Here is a 22,289-nt window from a genome sequence, read left to right on the forward strand (position 1 = left end):
GTGGGTGCTTCCAGGGCCCGCACCTTACTTCTTGTTCGCCTTGCTTTGCGGGTTCAGGCTGGTGATGCGGCCGCTCTCCGTGCCGGCTGTTTCGTCGATCACGGCGTTGATGAGCGTCGGCTTGCCGGAGGCGACGGCCTCGAGCATCGCCTTGCGCAGCTCGTCGGCCGTCGTGGCGTGCGCGCCGACGCCGCCGAAGGCCTGCATCATCATGTCGTAGCGCGCGTTCTTCACGAACACCGTGGGCGCCACGTCGCCGCCGCGCGGGTTGACGTCGGTGCCCTTGTAGATTCCGTTGTTGTTGAAGACGACGACGCACACCGGCAGGTTGTAGCGGCAGATCGTCTCGACCTCCATGCCGGAGAAGCCGAACGCGCTATCACCCTCGATGGCGATGACCGGCTTGCCGGTGATCACTGCAGCACCGACGGCGAAGCCCATGCCGATGCCCATGATTCCCCACGTGCCGGAATCCAGGCGCTTGCGCGGCTGGTACATGTCGACGATGCTGCGCGCGAAGTCGAGCGTGTTGGCGCCCTCGTTGACGACGATCGCCTCCGGGTTGGCCTTGACGATGTCGCGTACCACGGCGAGCGCGCTGTGGAAGTTCATCGGCGAAGGCGTCTTGGCGAGCGTTTCCGCCATCTTCGTCAGGTTCTTGTCCTTGCGCTCGGCGATCGCGCCGGTCCACTGCGTATCCGGCTTGGCCCAACTGCTGCCCACGCCGGCCAGCAGCGCCGACACGCACGAGCCGATGTCGCCGATGAGCGGTGCCGCGATGGGCACGTTGCTGTCGATCTCGGTCGGCGCGATGTCGATCTGGATGAACTTCTTGGCACCCTTGTCCTGGCCCCAGGTCTTGCCCTTGCCGTGCGAGAGCAGCCAGTTCAGGCGTGCACCGACCAGCACCACGACGTCGGCTTCGGCCAGCACGTACGAGCGCGCGGCCGACGCCGACTGCGCATGCGTGTCGGGCAGCAGGCCCTTGGCCATCGACATGGGCAGATACGGGATGCCGGTCTTCTCGATCAACGCGCGGATCTCGGTGTCGGCCTGCGCGTACGACGCACCCTTGCCGAGCAGGATCAGCGGCCGCTTGGCGCCCTTGAGCACGTCGAGCGCTCGCTTGACCGCCTCGGGCGCCGGAATCTGGCGCGGCGCGGCATCGATCACCTTGACCAGCGAGTTGCGGCCGGCTGCGGCTTCCATCGTCTGCGAGAACAGCTTGGCGGGCAGGTCGAGGTAGACACCACCCGGACGGCCCGACAGTGCCGAGCGGATCGCACGCGCCACGCCGATGCCGATGTCTTGCGCATGCAGCACGCGAAAGGCCGCCTTGCAAAACGGCTTGGCGGCGTTGAGCTGGTCCATCTCTTCGTAGTCGCCTTGCGCCAGATCGACGATCTCGCGCTCGCTCGATCCGCTGATGAGAATCATCGGGAAGCAGTTGACGGTGGCGTTGGCCAGCGCGGTCAGCCCGTTCAGGAAGCCCGGCGCCGACACGGTGAGGCAGATGCCCGGCTTTTGCGTCAAATAACCGGCGGCCGCGGCCGCATTGCCGGCATGTTGCTCGTGGCGAAAAGAGATGACCCGCATGCCTTCGACTTGCGCCATGCGCGTCAGGTCGGTGATGGGGATGCCGGGCAGACCGAAGATGGTGTCGATGTCGTTGAGCTTGAGGGCATCGATCAACAGATGGAACCCGTCGGTCGTCACGGACTCGTCCGTTGTGGTCACGGCTTTTTCTGCTACAGCTGACATGGGTTCTCTCCTGAAAGAAATCGGGCCTGAGTCGCGGCCCGGATAGGGCTGCAACGGGGGTGCGTCAGTGCTCGTTTGCACTGCAGAGGTATCATAAGAATCGCCCGTGGCTTCACCCTTGACCACGGTCAATTTTCGACCTATCCGGTCTGTCTCACGAGTCGGTTCCCGCGGCGCCCAACCGCCGGACGCGTCCATGTCCGCCGTAAAAAACCATCCCGAAAAAAACATCATCCGCGTTCAGCTCACGCAGAACGTCGTGCTCCATGGGATGAGCGAATCGCAAAGCAGCGAACTGGAGCCACATCTCGTGGTGGTCGATTGCCAGAAGGGCGACTTCCTGCTGCACCAGGGCGTGCGAGAGATGGCGCAGTACTTCATCCTCGACGGGATACTCAAGCGCGTGGTGGCCAATGCGCAGGGAAAGGAAATGATCCTTCGCTTCGCCGACGAGCGCGACATGGAAACGAGCTATGCCGCATGGCGGCTGGGCAAGCCCACTCCCTATGGCATCCAGTGCGTGACGAAGGCGCGGGTCGCCACCCTGCCGCTGAAGGAGTGGAGCGAATTCCTGGAGCGCCACCCGGCGATCAAGGAGAAATTCGAATATTGCGTCATGAAGGGCATGAGCGAAATCATGGCGCACACCATCACGCTGCACCTGCTCGACGCTCCCGGCCGCGTACACCGCTTCATGCGCAAGCACCCGGAACTGGTCGACCGCATTCCGCAGAAGGAACTGGCCTCCTACCTCAACCTCACCGCTGAAACGCTGAGCCGGATGAGGCAGCGCGGCAAGATCTGAGGCACGCCGGCCGGCGAGTCTCGCCGGTCGCTGTTACCTGCCCGACGTGAAAAGCTTCGAGCGGGCCATCACCTTCAGCTGGTTGTCGACACCTGCCACGCCCGACACGGCGGCAACGACACTGTTAGCCTGCGTTCGCTCCTCGGCATTCACGACGATCCCGTGCAGAACGACCCGGCCATTGCCGGCTTCCACCGTGATGTCGATGTCGCGCGTGGGCGCGTGCTCTTTCAGCGCGGCCCGCACCCGCGCCTGCAGGGTCATGTTGTCGAGCAGGGCGTGCGATTCCGCGGTTTCGGCGAACTCCGGCCGGCTCGCCAAGCGGCTGATCTGCTCCACGCAGCTCTCCACCGAAACGCGATCGGTGTTGAGCACGAGGTCGTAGAGAACCGGATCGCCCCAGCGCACGCCGAAACGCTCGTGCATGCGTGAGGCGTGGGCTTCGTCGCTGCGGCGAACTTCCGATTCGGCGAACTCCGCGTCGTCGGTCTGCAGCTCGCCCATCAGCCATTCGACCCGCTTGCGCAGCGAGCGCGTCACCCGCACGCACACCACGTGCGGCACCGGGCGAAGCAGGCAGGTGGCACCCCAGCCGCGCAGGACCACGTTGCCACGGTCGGCCAAGGCGAACATTTCTTCCGCCGTGTACACCGCGACGCTGCGCTCGTCCGAGGTAAAGCGCTCCACCAGCCCGGCCTTGCCTTCGCGCAGCCGGCTGATCAGGCTCTTGGGCACGTTCATCTTGCCGGCCACATGCTCGATGACCTCGTGCCGCATGACTGCAAGATTCAGGGAGGCGGCGAGTTCGAGCGCCACGTCCTTGGCTAGGGAACCCATTTCCTGGGTCATGGCAATGACAGGCATGGTGTCTCCTCGATCAATCGACGGGCTGCTCGACCGGAAGGTCGTCATGCTTGCCGGGCTTCTTCCTGACCAGCGCAATGACCTTCGCGATGATCGGCCAGAACAAAAGCGCCAGTGCCAGCGTGGTGATGCCACCGACCAGCGGGTTGGACCACATGATGAACACGTCACCCTGCGAGACCAGCATCGCCTGGCGGAACGAGTCTTCCGCCTTGTCGCCCAGCACCAGCGCCAGAACGAGCGGCGCCAACGGGTAGTCGAGCTTCTTGAAGATATAGCCGATCACGCCGAAGCCGAGCATGTACCAGATGTCGAGCATCGCGTTGTTCACCGTGTAGGCGCCGATGGCGCACACGACGATGATCACGGGAGCGATGATGGAAAACGGAATGCGCAGGATCGATGCGAACAACGGCACCGTGGTCAGCACGACGATGAGGCCGACGATGTTGCCCAGGTACATGCTGGCGATCAGGCCCCACACGAAGTCCTTCTGCTCCGTGAACATCAGCGGACCCGGCTGCAGGCCCCAGATCAGCAGGCCGCCCAGCAACACCGCGGCCGTCGGCGATCCGGGGATGCCGAGTGCCAGCATGGGCAGGAGCGCGGCGGTGCCGGCGGCGTGGGCGGCCGTTTCCGGCGCGATGATTCCCTCGATCTCGCCGGTGCCGAACTTGTCGCCCCGCTTCGACATCTTCTTGGCCAGGCCGTAGCTCATGAACGAAGCCGGTGTGGCGCCTCCGGGGGTGACGCCCATCCACATGCCGACCACGCTGCTGCGCAGGGAAAGCATCCAGTACTGCGGCAGTTTCTTCCAGGTTGCCAGCACCACCTTCGGGTCGATCTTGGCGTTCTTGCCCGAGAACTTCAGTCCTTCTTCCATCGACAGCAGGATCTCGCCGATGCCGAAGAGTCCGATCACCGCAATGAGGAAATCGAAGCCGCGCATCAGCTCGGGCTGCCCGAAGGTCAGGCGCAACTGACCGGTCATCGTGTCCATGCCGACGCTGGCCAGCGCGAAGCCCAAACCCATCGACACCAGCACCTTGGCTGGCGAGCCCTTGCCCATGCCGACGAAACTGCAGAAGGTCAATAAATAGACTGCAAAGAATTCCGGCGAGCCGAACTGCAAGGCGAAGTCGGCCACCAGAGGCGCCAGGAAGGTGATCATGATCACCGCGATAAAGGCTCCCACGAAGGATGAGGTGAACGCGGTGGTGAGCGCCTCTCCCGCATTGCCCTTGTTCGCCATCGGATAGCCGTCGAAGGTGGTCGCCACCGACCACGGCTCACCCGGTATGTTGAACAGGATGGAGGTGATGGCGCCGCCGAACAAGGCGCCCCAGTAGATGCAGGACAACATGATGATGGCCGACGTGGGCGACATCGAGAACGTCAGCGGCAGCAGGATCGCCACGCCATTGGCGCCACCCAGGCCGGGCAGCACGCCGATAAGCACACCAAGGATGATTCCCACGAACATCAGACCGATGTTCATCGGGGTCAGGATGACCCCGAATCCCTGCATCAAAGAGCCGAATGCGTCCATATGCGTTTAATTTGATGAATTCGAATCTTCGAGCTCAATAGCCGAGGAAATCCAGGGGCCCGAGCGCGCCCTTGAACAGAGGAACCTTGAACCACACTTCGAACATCAGGAAGAACCAGGTGTTGATCGCCACTGCGGCGATAACGCTTTTCACCCAGGAGTACTTGCCCATCACGATCATGAAGAGCGCGATGTAAATGGCCGAGGCCACGTACAGCCCGAGGAACTGCACGACCAGCACATACACCATGGCCGGGACCAGCACCGACAGCACGAGCTTGAGCTGCTTGGTATCGACGAAGATCTCGGTGTTCCTGTTTTTTCCGAACACGGCCTGGTAGAGCACGAACGCGGCGGAAATGGCCACGATCAGGCCGACGTAGAACGGGAAATACCCGGACCCGGGTCCGTCGGTCGTCCAGCCGGCGCCCAGCGCGCGGCTCTGAATGACGACCACGAGGCCGACCACCAGCACGATCGCCGCAACCACTGCTTCGACCACGTTGGTCGCAACGCCGCGGCGAATCTCGCCGCTGGCTTCTTCATCGTGCGCCATCACCGAACTCCGTAGATGTGTGTCACTTGCAAGGCTGCCGCTGACCGAACCGTCGTGAGACGAGCCCGGCAGCCTCGACATAAAAAGGGGGGGGACGAGCAGCGCTTACTGAGCGCGGTATCGCCGAGCATCGTCGGCGATACCGCGAGGGCCCGCGGTGCGGGCCTTCGCTTCTTACTTCTTACTTCTTGGCCAGGAAGCCGGCCTCGGTCATCAGCTCGCGGTGGTTGGTTTCCGCGGCTTCGAGCCACTTCTTGAACTCGGCGCCCACCATGAAGGTGGGGTTGAAAGCGCCGCGCTCCATGTAGTCCTTCCACTCCTGCGTGGCGCGAACCTTGGTCAGCAGATCAACGTAGTACTTGGTCTGCTCGGCCGTGACGCCTCCGGCCATGAAGATGCCGCGCAGCATGACGTAGTCGATCGGCAGACCGGCTTCCTTGCAGGTCGGAATGTCGTTCCACGACTGGGTCTCGGTGACCTTGGTCTTGAAAGGAATGCGCTCCGTGTCGAACACGCACTGCGCGCGCAGCTTGCCCGCGCGCCACTGCGACACCGCTTCGGCCGGGTTGTTGACCGTCGACTGCACGTGCCCACCCACCAGCTGCACGGCGACGTCGCCGCCGCCCTTGAACGGCACGTAGATGAACTTGGTGCCGGTGGCTTTCTCGAGGGCGACCGTGATGATCTGGTCTTCCTGCTTGGAGCCCGTGCCGGCCATCTTGAACTTGCTGGGTCCTGCAGCCTTGACGGCGGCGATGTATTCCTTGGGGTCCTTGTAGGGCTCATCCACGTTCGTCCACAGGACGAACTGGTCGAGCGCGAGCATGGCGACCGGCGTGAGGTCTTTCCAGTTGAACGGCACACCGGTCGCCATGGGCGTGGTGAACAGGTTCGACAGCGTGATGATGATCTTGTGCGGGTCGCCCTCCGCGCCCTTGACGTCCAGGAAGCCTTCGGCACCGGCGCCGCCCGACTTGTTGATCACGATGAGCGGCTCTTCCATCAGCTTGTGCTTCTGGACGATGCCTTGAATCAGTCTGGCCATCTGGTCCGCGCCGCCGCCCGTGCCGGCGGGAATCACGAACTCCACCGGCTTGGTCGGCTCCCATGCGAACGCCAGCGGTGCCGCTGTGATCGTCATCAATGCAGCTACGCTCGCCCGTGCCAGGCGGCTCGTGGATGCCGAAAAGAGGTCTCTGATCATGCTGTCTCCTGTGTGCTTCATGCCCTGAGGCTTCAACTGAGCTCCCGGTAGACGAATGCTGAGTCCAGTGGCCGCAGAAGCAACTTGACTGCGGTCAACTTTTCACAAGTGTCGTCTCGGGGTTGTCCCGGATCACCGGCTTTCGGTGGTATCGAATGCCAGCGCTCCGCGCGCATATCCTGCCACCACCCGAAGGCCTTGGGGTGTCGCAATCGTTAAGGAAAACGATGCCGTTGACGACAAGCGTAGGTCGGGTGTTGCGGGCGATCGAAAAAGGCCGCGGCGACGGAGTCGCGGCGGCCTTGGTCTGGCAGCGCGCCTGGGCGCTCGAACGTCGCAACGCGCGAGGCTGCCCTGGCGGCTTCACCGGCGCGTGCGCCGATGCTCGAGCAATGCGCTCAGCTGACGTGCATGCGGTGACGGCGGCGGCGGCTGCCCATCATGGCGCCGGCGGCGAAGCCCAGCACGGCTGCGGCAAGAATGATCTGCCAGGGATTCTCGTGCACGTATTCATCGGTGCTCACGGCGGCCCGACGGGCGCGTCTGGCAGCGCTTTCCTCGAGCTGGCGCATCTGTGTCCAGGCGGCGCCGACGCGGCGCTCGAGCGCTTCGGTCTGTGCGCTGACGCTGTCGCCGGCCTGATGGGCGGCATGGCCGAGGTCGTTGAGCATCGCGTCCGTGCGGCTCTTCAGCGAAGGTGATGTGGTCATCATGGTTGGCTCCTGCAATCGGTAGAAAAAGGCGACGCACCGCTTGCTCTCAGCGGGCGCCCCGAACCCTCAGGGTGCGCCACTCGCCTTGCCGCGTCTGTGCGCTGACAAGCGCAGCTGCCGTGCCCGCAGTTCCTGCGTCCTTCCTCACCGGCGCAGCGCTCGCGCCTGCGTTCCGCGGCCCTCGATGCGCACGAGCTCACCCACTTGCAACTCCGGCTCTGCCTCCTGGGTGACCGCAATTCCCACGCCGTTGTCCAGCCGTACGACGATGCGCTGGCCTTCTCGCGCTTGCCTGTAGCGCTCCCTTTCATCCGGAGCGGGGCCACCCCCGAGGGCGGCCAGCACCATCACCAGGTCGCGGCGCGTACCGCTGCCGGACTGGATGCCGACCACGCTGCCCGCTGACGTACCCACCTCGGCGCCGAGACCGAGCTGGTACTCGCCTTCGACCTCGATCGACCTCACGTCTGCCACCGTGCCGTTGCGCACAGATTGCGGGGTGCGATCGGCGGACGACGGCGCCGCACACGCCGCCAGACCGAGCGAGAGAGCGACAAGGCAGCCGGAAGCTGCGGTTGCGAACAGGTGATTCATCGAAGATTCCCTCGCCGGACAGGCGCATGTCGATCAGGTCGCCGAAAGCGGCGGCGTGCAGGAGCGGACAGGTCCATCCTGCGCGGTCAAGCGTTTCGAGTCTGTGCGAAAGCGCGCGTCGCGAAATAACCCACCGTTGCAGCAGAAGCGGTGAGCAAGGTACCCCAGGTCATGTCGATCACGCTCAGGCCGACTGGCCAGCCGCGTAAGGTGGCCAGGTTGGTGAGGTCGTACGCGGCGTAGGCCAGCAGGCCGAGCAAGGCGCCGAGCCGCGCGGTCCGCAACCAGCCGCCCGACTCCAGGCCAGGCAGCACGGCGAACACGACGATGCCGACAACGTAGGCCGCATAGAAGAGCCCCGCCGGCAGCCAGTTCGGCTGCTCCAGCAGCAGGCTGCCGAGCTCGGCGTGGTAGGTCGGCGCCATCAACACGCCGAGCCAGAGAAGATCGGCGACGAGAAAAAACGCAGCGGTGGAGAAATAGGCGATCAACGTTCGGCGGCTCATTGCAGCGAGCGTAACCGGCCGGAACACTGCGGCTCGAAATGGCCCGGGCTCCTCGGCCTTGCACGGCCGCGAAGCGGACCGTGCCCGTCATTTCGGCCGAGGGCGCGACAGCAGCAGATCGGGCGCGGTCTGCCGCCCGGCGCGAATCTCGCCCATCACGTGACCCAGTGCGCGCGCGACGTTGCGCACCTCTTCCTGCACCGGCTCGTCGCGGTCGAGCTCGTCGTGGCTGGTCGCATACGGCTGGTAGTAGCCGATGAAGCGGTCCAGCCGCGCCTGCGCACCGGCGTCGATCAGGCCCATCCAGTCCAGCCAGTCCGACAGGCTGCGTCGAACGCCCTCGATGCCGGCCACGTCGCCATGCACGACCAGCCCGTAGGCGCGGCCGGCCAGGTGCTTGGGATAGGGCCAGCCGGCGAGTTCGATCTCCTTGGCCTTGTCGGCTTTCTTGCCGCCGGTGGAACTCGGGTCGGGGTTGCCGCCGTCGGCGCAGACCAGCCGGTCGATCATCAGCTTGAGCACGCTCGGTGTCTGGTACCAATGCACGGGCGTGACGATGACCACGCCGTGGGCGGCGGTCCATCGCTCGTAGATTTCGGCCATCCAGTCGTCCACCTGGTCGAGCTCGTAATTCGGATAGCACGAGCACGGCCAGTGGCACAGCGGCATGGCCGTCGAGACGCAGCCCTTGCATGGATGAATGCGCCGGCCGTAATCCGAAGTGAGCAGGCTCAGGTCGAGCAGGTCGCATTCGACGCCGCTGCCCTGCAGCACCTCCGACGTCAGCTTGCTGAGCCGGAAGGTCTTGGACATTTCGCCCGGGCAACTGCCGTCGTTGCGCGGGGAGCCGCAGATGACCAGGGCGCGCGTCGGCGTGGCGGGGTTCTTCTGGCGCGCTTCGGCCTGCTCCAGGCGTTCGCGTGCGGCGCGCCATTCGTCGGAGAGCTGATAGCCGGGGTCGGCATAGCCGGGGCCCGCGGGTTTGGTGCGGGGCGATTTGCGAGCCTCGCTATACCCCTCCCAGGCGATCTTCTCGACCCGCTCGATGGCGTCCGCGGCCACGTCGAATGCCGGGTCGTAGAAAGATTGCCGAAAGCGCGCTCCGAATTCCTCGCGCGAAAGCCCTTCAGGCGCCTGCCCGGTTCTGACATTGCTCATGAGGGTCCCTCGGAAGAAGCCTTACGGCACGCTCGTCTCGTGCTGCGGAAAACGAAGCGCTCAGGCCGGCTTGCCGGTCTTGGCCATGGCGGGCGCGTCCTCGTCCATTTCCATTTCCGCCTGCAACGCCTGCTTGCGTTCCTCGATCGCCACGCCCAGCGCAGCGAGGTCGAGCCCGTCTTCCTTCTCGGCCTTGCGTGCCTTCTTGAACATGTCGCCCTCTTCCTCGCCGACGTGGTGCTTGATGTACTCGCTCAGCACCGTGACTTTGGCGGCATACAGCGGATCGCCCGGCTCCATCTCCTCGAGCTGCGCGATCAGGTCCTTGGCGCCGGCGTGCTCGACCTCCGCCTCGTCCATCAGGTCGTCGTCGTCGATCGCGGCCTGCACCGCGGGATAGAAGACTTCCTCCTCGACGGTGGCGTGAACCGTCAGTTCGCTGCAAATCTGCTGCACGAGCGCTGCGCAGGTCTCGTCGTCTTCACTTTCCTTGGCTTCTTCGAACTGCTTGAACAAGGCCGTCACGGCCTTGTGATCGGCCGTGAGCAGCGTGATGGCGTCTTGTTTCTTCGCGGTTTGCGAGGCGGTCTTGGAAGGCGTCTTGGAGGGCATGTCAGCTCCTTTGTTTACGAGGGAGTGCGGAATGCACGGGGAAGGCGCACCTGCTATTGCAAACAAGCATGCGCGCCCGGGAACGGGTCTTCGGTGCGTTGGCTTACCGGACAGTGGCCCCTACGCCTGCAAGCAGCGCTCGAGCGAGCCGGCGCCAGCGAGTCAACGGCCGGGCTTGCCGTGCGAATGCATTTCCTTCATGTTGACCTGCCCGTCCGGGCCTTTCTTCATGCGGTCGTACATCTCTTCGTGATGACGCACGAATTCATCTCGGCTGAGCTTGCCGTCCTTGTTGGCGTCCATGCCTTCGTGGCCTTTGTGTGCAGGCCCCGGCGCCTTGTCTTGCGCGGGACGCGCCGTCGCAGAGTCCGGCGGCGGCTTGAGATTCACGACGGGCGGTTTGCCGGGCCCGGTCTCGTGCTGCGTATAGGCGGTGAACGGCAGGGCTGCAGCGAGGGCCGCAACGAAAAAAAGGCGCGCTGTCTTCATGAGAACTCCTAGGGATCGGGCAGAGCGGGTAGACCGTTCGGGTGGCAAACGGCGGGCCCGAGCTGCAACGTCTGGTGGGGCGAGACAGACTGCGGCTTCTGCACGCATTGAAATCCCTTCCAGGCCCCTCATTTGCTGCAGTGCAGCATGCTCCATGCATCCGGTAGGTGTCGGCCTGTGGCTGCACTGCCGTCGCTCACACCCTCTTTACCGAATCGAAGGTCGCCTTGAACAAATCCCTGAGTCAGATGCTGCGCGACGCAACGCGGCTCACCCGCGCCGGACACCTGGGCGAAGCCACCGCGGCAATACAACGCGCGCTGCGCTGGGGCGGCCCGAGCGCCACCGCCGCGCCGCCGCCCGCGGATGCGGCCGTGGATGTGGTCGACATCGAAGCGCGCGTCGTCGATGCGCCCCGCCCGCCTGAAGCGCCCTCCCATCCGACACAGCCGCCCGCCGCGGCACCGCAAACCGAACCCCATGCCCGAAACGCGGAACCGATTTGCCGCGGCGCATCTCCGGCGCGCGAAGCCACAACGCCGGGGGCCGCGACCGGCCCGACAGGGCAGGCGCCGTCCACAACGGAAGGCCCGGCCCCCGGCACGGCCCGCCCGCGCGAGGAGGCCCCTGCTCCGCCCGGCCACTTCCTCAGTGGCTCGTTCACCGCCGCCGCCGGCACCCGACCCTACAAGCTGTTCGTGCCCGGCGCCGCCAGGGCGCAGCCTCGCCCGTTGCTGGTGCTGTTGCACGGCTGCAAACAGAACCCCGACGATTTCGCCGCCGGCACGCAGATGAACGAACTGGCGCAGGCGCAGGGCTGGGTCGTGCTCTATCCGGCGCAACTGCAATCGGCCAATGGCTCCGGCTGCTGGAATTGGTTCCAGGCAGCCGACCAGCAGCGCGAGCGCGGCGAACCGGCGATCCTGGCCGAAATGACGCGCCACATCATCTCCGCGGAGAACATCGACCCGGCGCGCGTGTACGTGGCGGGGCTATCGGCTGGGGGCGCGATGGCGGCCATCCTGGCCAGCACCCATCCGGAACTGTTCGCCGCGGTCGGTATTCATTCCGGCCTGCCGCTGGGCGCCGCGCACGACCTGATGTCCGCGCTGACGGCGATGCGCAAGGGCCCGTCCGGCAGAGCCAGCGTGGCGGCATTGCCGGCCATCGTCTTTCACGGCGATCGCGACCACACCGTGCACCCGAGCAACGGCGAGGCCTTGATTACCGAGCCCGGCTCCACCGCGTCGCCCTCGAGCGGCAGTACGCCGCCTCGTGTCGAGACCGGCAAGGCGGGCGGCGGACGCCGCTACACGCGCAGCATCCACCTCGATGCGGCCGGCCGCACGCAAGCCGAACACTGGCTGGTGCATGGCGCCGGCCACGCCTGGTCGGGCGGCAGCGCCGCCGGGTCTTACACCGACCCGAAAGGCCCCGACGCCTCGGCCGAGATGCTGCGCTTCTTCGGCGCGTACCGCGTCGTGGCCGGCTCGGCCGCGGACGCCGCGTAGCCCGGCGTGTGGCCCGGCTCGTCCGGGCCGAGTGCTGCCAGCATGTCCGCCCGGTCGGCCTGGTAGCAGCCGCAGGAGATGGCCTCCAGGCCCCCGCGGTCCAGGATGGTTACCGCGCCCCGGTGATAGCGGATGAGTTGCCGTTCCTGCAAGGCCGTAGCCGCCTTGGTAATTCCCGCGCGGCGCACGCCGAGCATGTAGGCCAAGAACTCATGCGTCACATGCAACTGCGCCGAGTGCGCGCAATCCTGGCTGGTCAAGAGCCAGCGCGCCAGCCGCTCCTCCACCAGATGAAAGCGCGTGCAAGCGGCCATGCGCGCGGTGCGCGTGAGCAAGGCGGCGATGCTGCGCTCCAGCAGACCACGCAGCGTGGCGCTTCGCTGCATCTCCAGCCGCAAGGCCGGCGCGGCGATGCGCAGTGCACTGCCGGCACCTTGCACCAGCAGGCGCAGCGGCGAGCGGGCCTGGCCCAGCACGAGCGACAGGCCGGCCGCACTTTCGTTGCCGACCATGGCCACCTCCAGGCCGTGATGGCCGGGCACCGGCGTGATCAGCGACAGGAAACCGGTGGTTGGGAAGTACAGATGGTCGAGGGGTTGGCCCGCATCGCACAGCACCTGCGCGAAGCGCAAGTCCACGCTTTCACAGGCGGCCAGCAGGCGCGTACGCTCGCTGCGCGGCAAGGCGTCGATCAGGCGGTTGACGGCCGGGGCGGGCAGCGGCTCGGCTTTCAAAGGGGGGCACTTTCGTCGTGGAGCCCGCCGCGTGCGACGCCGCGAAACGCGGGCTTTTATCGAGCGTCGATGCTGTGGCCGTGGTCCCCTTCGGTCTGTGCGCACGGGCACATGCCGCCGTCAAAGCGCTCCCCCTATCCGACGGTCACGCCGCGGCTTGCGCCGGCTCGCCCCATGCTGCGTGCCACTCCCGCAGCAGAGCCAGATCGACCCGTGCCGGCCGCGCGCCGGCCAGACTCGGCGCCGGCACGGCCGGGTCTTCGAGCCCGTCGCACACCGCCATCGCGCCCGGGTAGGCGTGGCTGGCGAAGAACACGCTGCGCGTGACCAGCGTGGCGATGCCGGCCGCGTTTGCCGCCGCGAGACCGTTGGGCGAATCTTCGATGGCAACGACCTCATCGGAATCGAGGTCGAGCGCTTCGAGACAGCGCAAGTAGCACTGCGGGTCGGGCTTGCGCTGCGGCGCGTCTTCGCCGCAGATGACGGCGGCGAAGTGCTGCTGCCAGTCGCGCCCGAGTTGCGCGCCGAGCAGGGCGTCGGCATTCACGCGCGAGGTGGTGCTGGCGATGGCCAACCGCACCCCGGCGGCCTGCGCCTCGCGCAGCAGACGCGTCACGCCGGGACGCAGCAATATGCCGCCGCGCTCGACGATGCGCCCGTAGCGGCGGTTCTTCTCGGCGTGCAGCGCGCGCGCCATCGACTCGCGCCCGGAACTGTCGGTGGGGGTCTCCTTGCGCCGGGCCATGTCGTAGAGCAGCCGCTCGCGCCCGCCCGTGATTTGCAGCAGCTCGCTGTAGTGTTCGACGCTCCAGTGCCACGGCAGGCCGTGCGCGTCGAAGGCGTCGTTGAAGGCGACCAGGTGACCGTCGCGTTCGGTCTCGGCCATGGTCCCGTCGATGTCGAAGATAAGTGCGGCCAGCATGTTCTCTCTCCTGCCCTCGTTGTCGTTGATTCGGGTTGCGGTGCGCCGCGCATCATCGCATCGAGCGATGCCTGCCTCGCTTCGGACCGCGGCACGTTCGACTTCAGGCGCTTCTCCGCTTGCCGGTTTCAGTGCAACTGCGCACGCCGGATCTCCATCAGCCGCAGGATCATCGGCGTGAGGATGAGCTGCATGGCCAGGTCCATGCGCCCGCCCGGCACCACGATGGTGTTGGCGCGCGACATGAACGAATCCGGGATCATCGACAGCAGGTAGGGAAAGTCGATGCCGCGCGGATCCTTGAAGCGGATCACCGTCATGCTTTCGCCGGCGGTCGGGATATCGCGCGCGATGAAGGGGTTGGAGGTGTCGACCACCGGCACGCGCTGGAAGTTGATGTCGGTCTCGCCGAACTGCGGGCAAATGAAGTGCACGTAGTCGGGCATGCGGCGCAGGATGGTGTCAGCCACCGCCTCCTTGGAATAGCCGCGCTCGCGGGTGTCTCGGTGGATCTTCTGCGTCCACTCGAGGTTGATGATGGGCACCACGCCGATCTTCAGGTCGACATGGCGGGCAATGTCGATGTCGGCCGTCTTCACGCAGCCGTGCAGGCCCTCGTAGAACAGCAGGTCGGTGTCGGCCGGCGTGTCGGTCCAGGGCGTGAAGCTGCCTGCAGGCAGGGCTTCGCGCTCGGCCTCGGCCGTGCTGTGCAGGTAGCGTCGCGTCTTGCAGCGGCCCGCTTCGCCGTAGCTGCGGAACTGGCGCTCGAGCAGCTCCCACTCGTTGCATTCCGGGCCGAAGTGGCTGAGCGAGCGGCCCTCGCTGTCGGCCGTGGCGATGCGTGCGTCCATCTCGTCGCGCGCATAGCGGTGGAAGGCGTCGCCTTCGATGAGCGCGGCACGCACGCCTTCGCGCCGAAAGATGTTGTCGAAGATGCTCTTGACGGTGCTCGTGCCGGCGCCGCTGGAGCCGGTGACGGCGATGACCGGATGCTTTCTGCTCATGGCCGCTCTACAGGCGCGACGGCACGAAGAGCGAACGCGTCTTGAACAGCTGCCAGGACACGTTCTCGCTCGGGTCGGCGTGGTAGGCGGCGATGCGCTCGACTTCGTCGCGCGAGCCCAGGATCACCGGCACCTTCTGGTGGAGCGCATCGGGCACCAGGTCGAGCAGCGCGCTCGTGCCGTTGGTGGCGCCGGCCCCCGCCTGCTCCATCAGCCAGGCCATCGGTGCAGCCTCGATCATCAGGCGCAAGGGGCCGGGCCGATATGGCGGCTTGCAGTCGCGCGGCGCGAGGAAGACGCCGCCGCGGCTGAAGATGCGGTGCACCTCAGCGGCCAGGCTGGTCGACCAGCCCATGGCGAAGTCGCGTCCACGGGGCCCGGTGCTGCCGGCCAGGCACTCACCCACGTAGCGCTGCACGGGCTTTTCCCAGAAGCGCTGCATCGCGAAGTCGATTGCGAAGTCGGTGCTCGCCGCCGGCACCTGGACCGCCGTGCGGGTCAGCCGCCATTGGCCGGCCTCGCTGCGATCCTCGGCATCGAGGGTGAACACGTGCACTCCCTTCCCGATGGACAGCACCAGCACGGTCTGTGGCCCGTAGAGCGCATAGCCGGCGGCCAGCAGGCGCCGGCCGGGTTGCATGAAGGCGGCGTCGCTTGCCGGCGTGCCGCGAAACAGGTGCGGCAACACCGAGAAGACGCTGCCGAGCGGGCCGTTGCCGGCAAGCTCGGCGGCGCCGTCGAGCGGCTCGAACATCACCAGGTAGGCGCCGCCGCTGCCGTGCTCGGGCGAGACAGTCGCGCGGCACTGCGGGCCGCTGGCCCAGCCGGCGACATGCGGGCAGCCGGACAGCGCGGCGCACATCGACGCATCGGCCTCGCTCGCCAGGCCCTCGGGGGCGCCGCGCGCCGCGGTCCGTGCGATCCGGGCGCAGGCGCCTGCCAGCTGCCGCAACAGCTCGGCGAGCGGCCGCGGTGCAGCTTCTCCCAGCCATTGCTCCAGGTCTATGGTGTCCATGCGCTCTCCTCGTCGTGTCGGTCCCGCATCGCGATCCTAGGCCGACCGGCGGTCGGCTTCTCGCACAAGTCTTCCGAGTCCGGGCCGGCTGGCCACGGCCCCGCAAGCCCGCTCGGCGGCCAGAACGCGTTCGCGCTCGAAGAAGACTAGTTCAGATTTCCGTTTCGAGTTCGATTCGGCCGTTGCCCACAAGGCATGGTCCCCGCGGCTCCGTACACGCCACGAAGCAACGCCACGCCGGCAGGCGCCATTGCCAAGGCGCCTGTGGCTTGGCACCATGCGTCAATCCAACGCCGGAGACCCCCGTGATTCGAACAACAAGGATATCGATGGCGCTGGCTGCGCTGCTCGCCTGGGCCGCCGGCCCGGCACTGGCCCAGGACGCCGAAGCCATCAGGATGGCCAGTCTGGCCGCGACCTGCGCCGCCTGCCACGGCACGCAGGGCAAGGCCGCCCCGGGCGGCGCCATGCCACGCCTCGCCGGCCTGGACGCCGCCTACTCCGCCGAGCAGATGCGCGCCTTTCGCGACGGCAAGCGCCCCGCGACGGTGATGCACCAGATCGCCAAGGGCTACAGCGACGCGCAGATCACCGCGCTCGCCGCCTACTTCGCCGCGCAGAAATAAGGGCCCGCCATGCAAAGACGTCAATTGATCCAGGCCCTGGCCGCGACCGGCGCGCTCGGCACGCTGGCCGGCTGCGCCACACGCACGAGCGCGCCGACGAGCGCGAAGGTCGTGGTGGTGGGCGGCGGCTACGGCGGCGCCACGGCTGCCAAGTACATCCGGCTGCTCTCGGGCAACAGCATCGACGTGACGCTGATCGAGCCGAACGAGGCGTTCGTGTCCTGCCCGATCTCCAACCTCGTGGTGGGCGGCGTCAAGCAGCTCGCCGACATCACGACTTCCTATGCCGGCCTGACCGGCAGGCACGGCGTGAAACGAGTGCAGGATCGTGTTACTGCCATCGACCCGGCCAAGAAGACCGTCACGCTGGCCGGCGGCTCGACGCTGCGCTACGACAAGCTGGTGCTCTCGCCCGGCATCGAGCTGATGTTCGATCGGGTGCAGGGCTTGCAGGAGGCACAGGCCAGCGGCCGCGTCCTGCAGGCATGGAAGGCGGGGCCGGAGACGGTGGCGCTGTGGAAGCAGCTCCAGGCCATGCCCGACGGCGGCACCTACGCCATCACCGTGCCGGAACAGCCCTACCGCTGCCCGCCCGGGCCCTACGAGCGGGCCAGCGTGGTGGCCGCTTATTTCAAGCGCGCCAAGCCGAAGTCCAAAGTGCTCATCCTCGACGCCAACCCCGACGTCACCTCCAAGGGCGCCCTCTTCAAGAAGGCCTGGAGCGAGCTCTACCCCGGCATGGTCGAGTTCCGCGGCCAGCACAAGACCGTGGCGGTCGATGCGAAGACCAACACGGTGAAGTTCGAGATACACGACGACGTGAAAGCCGACGTGCTCAACGTGCTGCCGCCCATGCGTGCCGGCGCCATCGCGGTGCAGACCGGGTTGGCCAACTCCAACGCGCGCTGGTGCAACGTCGACTACCTCAGTTTCGAGTCGACCGCCGCGAAAGACATCCACGTGCTGGGCGACTCGATCCAGATCGCACCGGCCATGCCCAAATCGGGCCATATGGCCAACGCGCACGGCAAGGTGGCGGCCGCGGCGGTCGTCGCGCAACTCCTCGGGCTCGAAGTGAACCCGCAGCCCATGCTCACCAACACCTGCTACAGCTTCGTGGGCGACGACAGCGTGATCCACGTCGCCAGCGTCCACGAGTACGTCGGAGCCGACAAGACCTTCAAGGCCGTCCCCAACTCCGGCGGCGTGTCGGCCGCACGCTCGGAGCTGGAGGCGCGCTACGCGCTGTCCTGGGCGAACAACATCTGGGCGGATACGCTGGCTTGAGCTGCGCATGGCAGTCGGCTCACCGGCGGTGACCGCGGCCGGCACAGCGGCTACCACGCGGCGCGGCCGGCCGCCCTTCCGCCATGTTTGAACAGCTGCCGCTTTGGATCAACGCCGCGGTATTCGCCGGCGCCGCCGTCGTGGTCTGGATCGCCGGCACGCGCATCGCCGGCTACGCCGACGCCATCGCACGCAAGACCGGGATCGGCCATGCGACCGTCGGCCTGCTGTTGCTGGCCGGCATCACGTCTTTGCCGGAGGTTGCCGTGACGGTGACGGCGTCGGCCACCGGCAACGCGCAACTTGCCGTCAACAACCTGCTCGGCAGCGTCGCGATGCAGGTGGCGATCCTGGCCGTCGCCGACGCCGTGATCGGCCGCGACGCGCTGACCTCGGTGATACCCGATCCGGTCGTCCTGCTGCAGATCGCGTTGAACACGCTGGTGCTTGCCGTCGTCGCCGCCGCCGTGATCTCGGGCGACCACGGAGTGTTCGGAGTGGGCGTCTGGTCGATCGTGTTGTTCGCGGTCTATGTGGCGTCGATCTGGTTGATCACGAAGTCCTCGAAATTGCAAGGCCGTCACTCATGGGTCGCCGAGCCGGAAATCGCACCGGTGCGCCAGGGCAAAGACGCAGCGCGCGAGGACGGCAAGCGGTCGCTGCGTGCCCTGGCCCTTCGCACCGCGGCCGGCGCCGCCGTCATTCTGGTCGCCGGCTTCTTGCTGTCGAAGACCGGCGAGGCGATCGCAGCGCAGACCGGTCTCGGTCAGAATTTGGGCGGTTTTTTGTTGCTGGCGATCTCGACCTCGCTGCCCGAGGTGAGCACGGTCATTGCGTCGGTGCGGCGGGGCCGCTACGTGATGGCGGTGTCCGACATCTTCGGCACCAACCTGTTCAACGGCGGCCTGGTGCTCGTCGTGGATGCCTTCTACCGGGGCGGCCCGGTGCTGAACGAAGTCGGCAACTTTGCCGCGTTGGCGGCGCTGCTCGGCATCGTCGTCTCGGTGCTGTTCCTGGTCGGCCTGATCGAGCGCCGCGACCGGACCTTTCTGCGCATGGGCTACGACTCGGTCGCCGTGCTCGTGGCCTACGTCGGTGGGGTCGCCCTGCTGTTCACGCTGGATTGATTGAACCGCCCTGTCCCATCGACGGACCCGGCCACACGAGAACCGAGCAGGTGAAGCGATTTCGTCTCTCGAGCTCGTCAGGAGCGCCAAGGTGGTCCGCGACGGCTTCATCCTAGCCAAGCAAGGCGAAGCCGCGATGCCGACAATGCAGCCATGCTCACCTGGCTCGCCAGCCCCCTTCAGCCGCTGCCGGACACCGGCGGCGCCTTGCCGGCCTCGAGCGACGCGCCTGGCCTGCTGGCCGCAGGCGGCGATCTCGGCCCGGCGCGGCTGGCCGAAGCCTACGCGCGCGGCATCTTCCCCTGGTACAGCGAGGGCCAGCCGGTGCTGTGGTGGAGCCCCGACCCGCGCATGGTGCTGCCGGTGGCAGCGTTCAAGCTCTCGCACTCGCTGCGAAAGACGCTGCGGCGCTTCATCGACTCACCCGGCTGCGAGCTGCGCATCGACGGCGCCTTCGAGCGCGTCATCGAGGCCTGCGCCTGCACCCCGCGCCCCGGCCAGCACGGCACCTGGATCCAGCCCGAGCTGCAGGCCGCCTACAGCGCCTGGCACCGGCTCGGCGCCGTGCATTCCTTCGAAACCTGGCGCGATGGCGAGCTGCTCGGCGGCCTGTACGGGGTGAATCTGGGCCGCATGTTCTTCGGCGAGTCGATGTTCTCCCACGCCACCGACGCCTCGAAGATCGCGCTGGCCGCCCTGGTCGCCTTTTGCCGGGCGCACGGCATCGATCTGATCGACTGCCAGCAGCGCACCGAGCACCTCGCCTCGTTCGGTGCCCGCGAGATTGCGCGCGACGCATTCGAGCGGCACCTCGCGCAAGCCACTGTCCAGAAACCGCCGCAGGATTGGTCCTATGATCGATCGCACTGGACGCATCTCGGCTTGCCAGCAGGCCCGCATGCCGGCATGAACACCGGCCCCGATCCTGCAAAGCCGAGTCCGGCCCCGAGTTGAACCGCAAGTCACTGCTGCGCCTTCACCGACCGTGACCTACCCGAAAGAACTCCCGCTCGCGTCGCTGCAGTTCTACGCCACGGCGCCCTACCCCTGCAGCTACCTCACGGGCCGGCTGGCGCGCTCGCAGGTCGCCACGCCCAGTCACCTGATCCACGCCGACGCCTATTCCGGCCTGGTGGCAGGAGGCTTTCGGCGCAGCGGCATGTTCACCTACCGGCCCTACTGCGATGGCTGCCGCGCCTGCGTGCCGCTGCGCGTGCCGGTGGCCGGCTTCACGCCCACGCGCAGCCAGCGCCGTGCATGGAAAGCGCATCAGGGCCTGCAGTCGCGCGTACTCAGGCTCGGTTTCGTGCCCGAGCACTACCAGCTTTACCTGCGCTACCAGGCCGGCCGCCATGCGGGCGGCGGGATGGATCACGACTCGATCGACCAGTACACGCAGTTCCTGCTGCAAAGCCGAGTCAATTCACGGCTGGTCGAGTTCCGTGCGCCGGGCCTGAATGGCGGCCTGGGCGCGCTCAAGATGGTGTCGATCCTCGACATCCTGAGCGACGGCCTGTCGGCGGTCTACACTTTCTACGAGCCCGAGCCCGACACCAGTTACGGCACCTACAACGTGCTGTGGCAGATCGAGCAGACGCGTGCACTGAAGCTGCCGCACGTCTACCTCGGCTACTGGATCAGGGAGAGCCCGAAGATGGCCTACAAGTCGCAGTTCCGGCCGCACGAGTTGCTGGTCGATGGCGCCTGGGTCGCCGGCGAAGCACCGGGCTGAAGTACGCGCCAGGCGCAAAAAAGGACGGCTCGCGGGGCCGCCCTTTTTTTGCCGACGCGCCGGACAGCGCGCGCCATCCGTCGTCAATGCAGCGGCACGCCCGTCTTCGACTGCACCTCGTCGCGCGTCACGCCGGCGGCCAGCTCGACCAGCTTGAGCCCTTCCGCCGTCACGTCCATCACCGCGAGGTCCGTGATGATGCGGTTGACAACGCCAACGCCCGTGAGCGGCAAGGTGCACTGCGGCAGGATCTTGAGGTCGGTCGTGCCGTCCTTCTTGCGCGCCACGTGCTCCATGACGACGATCACGCGCGGCACGCCCGCCACCAGATCCATCGCGCCGCCCATGCCCTTGATCATCTTGCCGGGGATCATCCAGTTGGCGAGGTCGCCCTTCTCGCTGACCTGCATGGCGCCCAGGATCGACAGATTGATCTTGCCGCCGCGGATCATCGCGAAGCTGTCATGCGAGCCGAAGATGCTCGAGCCGGGGATGGTGGTCACGGTTTGCTTGCCCGCGTTGATGAGGTCGGCATCGACCTCGCCCTCGGTCGGGAAGGCACCGATGCCCAACATGCCGTTCTCGCTCTGCAGCCACACCTCGATGTCCTTCGGCACGAAGTTGGCCACCAGCGTGGGAATGCCGATGCCGAGGTTGACGTAGTAGCCGTCCTTGAGTTCGGCCGCGGCCTTGGCGGCCATCTGGTCTTGTGTCCACGCCATGGTCAGGCTCCCTTCTTCTCTGTCGTAGCCGGGGTGATCGTGCGCTTCTCGATGCGCTTCTCGGGGTTCGCGTTCACGACGATGCGGTGCACATAGATGCCCGGCAGATGCACGTCGTCCGGATCGATCTCGCCCACCTCGACCAGTTGTTCCACTTCCACCACCGTGAGCTTGCCGGCCATCGCGGCGGCCGGGTTGAAGTTGCGCGCGGTGCGGCGGAACACCAGGTTGCCGCTCTTGTCGGCCTTGAAGGCCTTGACCAGCGACACCTCCGGGTTGAGCGAGCGCTCCATCACGTAGGTGTGGCCGTCGAACTCTTTCGTTTCCTTGCCTTCAGCCACGACGGTGCCCACGCCCGTACGGGTGAAGAAGGCCGGAATGCCGGCGCCGCCGGCGCGCAGCTTCTCCGCCAGGGTGCCCTGCGGCGTGAACTCCAGTTCGAGCTCGCCGGCCAGGTACTGGCGCTCGAACTCCTTGTTCTCGCCCACGTAGCTGGAGATCATCTTGCTGATCTGGCGCGTTTCGAGCAGCTTGCCCAAGCCGAAGCCGTCGACACCGGCGTTGTTCGAGATCACGGTGAGATCCCTGGCACCGCTGTCGCGCAGGGCTTCGATCAAAGCTTCCGGAATGCCGCACAGGCCGAAGCCGCCGACCGCGAGCAATTGCCCGTCGCGCACGATGCCGTCGAGCGCGGCAGCCGCGCCCGGGTAAACCTTGTTCATGAAACGCTCCTTGTTTTCAGCCGCGAAGCGTACTACGAGGCCGGCAGCCGAAGCGTTGCGCCGGCCCGGCGAGGCC

24 protein-coding genes are annotated in these 22,289 nt (G+C 66.5%); 7 read left to right on the forward strand and 17 right to left on the reverse strand.

Features of this window, described 5'->3' with window-relative positions; all coding sequences use genetic code 11:
- Positions 1-24: 24 nt before the first annotated feature.
- Entirely contained in the window at positions 25-1,761 is a 1,737-nt protein-coding gene (gene oxc / locus H0W40_RS03010; RefSeq protein ID WP_292443051.1) for an oxalyl-CoA decarboxylase, read from the reverse strand.
- A gap of 196 nt (positions 1,762-1,957) precedes the next feature.
- On the opposite strand from oxc, the gene H0W40_RS03015 reads away from it, so the two are divergent.
- Positions 1,958-2,566 (forward strand): Crp/Fnr family transcriptional regulator, encoded by a 609-nt coding sequence (locus H0W40_RS03015; protein ID WP_292443053.1) that lies wholly within the window; start codon positions 1,958-1,960, stop codon positions 2,564-2,566.
- Between the two features lie 33 nt (positions 2,567-2,599).
- Here the strand turns inward: H0W40_RS03015 and H0W40_RS03020 are convergent, their stop codons facing one another.
- The 10 genes from H0W40_RS03020 to H0W40_RS03065 form a co-directional block, all read right to left on the reverse strand.
- Entirely contained in the window at positions 2,600-3,430 is an 831-nt protein-coding gene (locus tag H0W40_RS03020) for a cytidylate kinase family protein (protein ID WP_292443055.1), read from the reverse strand.
- A gap of 13 nt (positions 3,431-3,443) precedes the next feature.
- Positions 3,444-4,979, reverse strand: coding sequence for a tripartite tricarboxylate transporter permease (locus H0W40_RS03025; protein WP_292443056.1), 1,536 nt, complete (start codon positions 4,977-4,979; stop codon positions 3,444-3,446).
- Positions 4,980-5,013: 34 nt separating this feature from the next.
- Positions 5,014-5,535: a tripartite tricarboxylate transporter TctB family protein gene (locus H0W40_RS03030; RefSeq protein ID WP_292443058.1), complete on the reverse strand. Its 522-nt coding sequence runs from the start codon at positions 5,533-5,535 to the stop codon at positions 5,014-5,016.
- Between the two features lie 181 nt (positions 5,536-5,716).
- Positions 5,717-6,739, reverse strand: coding sequence for a tripartite tricarboxylate transporter substrate binding protein (locus H0W40_RS03035; RefSeq protein WP_292443059.1), 1,023 nt, complete (start codon positions 6,737-6,739; stop codon positions 5,717-5,719).
- A gap of 398 nt (positions 6,740-7,137) precedes the next feature.
- Positions 7,138-7,452, reverse strand: a complete 315-nt coding sequence (locus tag H0W40_RS03040; protein WP_292443061.1) for a hypothetical protein — start codon at positions 7,450-7,452, stop codon at positions 7,138-7,140.
- A 144-nt stretch (positions 7,453-7,596) separates the two neighbouring features.
- The gene (locus H0W40_RS03045; protein ID WP_292443063.1) at positions 7,597-8,046 is read right to left on the reverse strand and encodes a hypothetical protein; all 450 of its coding nucleotides are present in this window, start codon (positions 8,044-8,046) and stop codon (positions 7,597-7,599) included.
- A gap of 86 nt (positions 8,047-8,132) precedes the next feature.
- Positions 8,133-8,552, reverse strand: a complete 420-nt coding sequence (locus tag H0W40_RS03050; protein ID WP_292443064.1) for a DUF2177 family protein — start codon at positions 8,550-8,552, stop codon at positions 8,133-8,135.
- An 87-nt stretch (positions 8,553-8,639) separates the two neighbouring features.
- Positions 8,640-9,710 (reverse strand): flavodoxin family protein, encoded by a 1,071-nt coding sequence (locus H0W40_RS03055; protein ID WP_292443065.1) that lies wholly within the window; start codon positions 9,708-9,710, stop codon positions 8,640-8,642.
- 60 nt (positions 9,711-9,770) lie between these two features.
- Positions 9,771-10,322, reverse strand: a complete 552-nt coding sequence (locus tag H0W40_RS03060; RefSeq protein ID WP_292443066.1) for a hemerythrin domain-containing protein — start codon at positions 10,320-10,322, stop codon at positions 9,771-9,773.
- Positions 10,323-10,484: 162 nt separating this feature from the next.
- Positions 10,485-10,811 (reverse strand): hypothetical protein, encoded by a 327-nt coding sequence (locus H0W40_RS03065; RefSeq protein ID WP_292443068.1) that lies wholly within the window; start codon positions 10,809-10,811, stop codon positions 10,485-10,487.
- A 227-nt stretch (positions 10,812-11,038) separates the two neighbouring features.
- Here H0W40_RS03065 and H0W40_RS03070 point away from each other — a divergent pair, with 227 nt between their 5' ends.
- Positions 11,039-12,322 (forward strand): PHB depolymerase family esterase, encoded by a 1,284-nt coding sequence (locus tag H0W40_RS03070; protein ID WP_292443070.1) that lies wholly within the window; start codon positions 11,039-11,041, stop codon positions 12,320-12,322.
- Here the strand turns inward: H0W40_RS03070 and H0W40_RS03075 are convergent.
- The 4 genes from H0W40_RS03075 to H0W40_RS03090 all read right to left on the reverse strand — a co-directional run bounded on the left by H0W40_RS03075 (position 12,226) and on the right by H0W40_RS03090 (position 15,997).
- Entirely contained in the window at positions 12,226-13,056 is an 831-nt protein-coding gene (locus H0W40_RS03075; protein WP_292443071.1) for a Crp/Fnr family transcriptional regulator, read from the reverse strand. The two genes, H0W40_RS03070 and H0W40_RS03075, sit on opposite strands and share 97 nt — an antisense overlap.
- Positions 13,057-13,201: 145 nt before the next feature.
- Positions 13,202-13,978, reverse strand: coding sequence for an HAD-IA family hydrolase (locus H0W40_RS03080; protein WP_292443072.1), 777 nt, complete (start codon positions 13,976-13,978; stop codon positions 13,202-13,204).
- A gap of 128 nt (positions 13,979-14,106) precedes the next feature.
- Positions 14,107-14,982, reverse strand: coding sequence for a phosphoribulokinase (locus H0W40_RS03085; RefSeq protein WP_292443074.1), 876 nt, complete (start codon positions 14,980-14,982; stop codon positions 14,107-14,109).
- Positions 14,983-14,989: 7 nt separating this feature from the next.
- A complete protein-coding gene (locus H0W40_RS03090) occupies positions 14,990-15,997 on the reverse strand; it encodes a class 1 fructose-1,6-bisphosphatase (protein WP_292443077.1) in 1,008 nt (335 codons plus the stop codon).
- A 305-nt stretch (positions 15,998-16,302) separates the two neighbouring features.
- On the opposite strand from H0W40_RS03090, the gene H0W40_RS03095 reads away from it, so the two are divergent.
- The 5 genes from H0W40_RS03095 (at position 16,303) to H0W40_RS03115 (ending at position 20,769) form a co-directional block, all read left to right on the forward strand.
- Positions 16,303-16,623 carry a c-type cytochrome gene (locus H0W40_RS03095; protein WP_292443078.1) on the forward strand — a complete coding sequence of 107 codons (321 nt, stop codon included), beginning with the start codon at positions 16,303-16,305 and terminating at the stop codon, positions 16,621-16,623.
- Between the two features lie 9 nt (positions 16,624-16,632).
- Positions 16,633-17,910, forward strand: a complete 1,278-nt coding sequence (locus H0W40_RS03100; protein ID WP_292443080.1) for an NAD(P)/FAD-dependent oxidoreductase — start codon at positions 16,633-16,635, stop codon at positions 17,908-17,910.
- 83 nt (positions 17,911-17,993) lie between these two features.
- Positions 17,994-19,037 (forward strand): sodium:calcium antiporter, encoded by a 1,044-nt coding sequence (locus H0W40_RS03105; protein ID WP_292443082.1) that lies wholly within the window; start codon positions 17,994-17,996, stop codon positions 19,035-19,037.
- A 153-nt stretch (positions 19,038-19,190) separates the two neighbouring features.
- Entirely contained in the window at positions 19,191-19,991 is an 801-nt protein-coding gene (gene aat / locus H0W40_RS03110; RefSeq protein ID WP_292443084.1) for a leucyl/phenylalanyl-tRNA--protein transferase, read from the forward strand.
- Positions 19,992-20,022: 31 nt separating this feature from the next.
- Positions 20,023-20,769 (forward strand): arginyltransferase, encoded by a 747-nt coding sequence (locus H0W40_RS03115; protein ID WP_292443085.1) that lies wholly within the window; start codon positions 20,023-20,025, stop codon positions 20,767-20,769.
- Positions 20,770-20,852: 83 nt separating this feature from the next.
- Here the strand turns inward: H0W40_RS03115 and H0W40_RS03120 are convergent, their stop codons facing one another.
- On the reverse strand, positions 20,853-21,491 hold the full coding sequence (locus H0W40_RS03120; protein WP_292443086.1) for a 3-oxoacid CoA-transferase subunit B: 639 nt from the start codon (positions 21,489-21,491) through the stop codon (positions 20,853-20,855).
- 2 nt (positions 21,492-21,493) lie between these two features.
- The gene (locus H0W40_RS03125) at positions 21,494-22,213 is read right to left on the reverse strand and encodes a CoA transferase subunit A (protein WP_292443087.1); all 720 of its coding nucleotides are present in this window, start codon (positions 22,211-22,213) and stop codon (positions 21,494-21,496) included.
- Positions 22,214-22,289 lie beyond the last annotated feature (76 nt).

It is taken from the genome of Methylibium sp. (assembly GCF_013817345.1).
In the GTDB taxonomy this organism is placed as follows: Bacteria; Pseudomonadota; Gammaproteobacteria; order Burkholderiales; family Burkholderiaceae_C; genus Methylibium.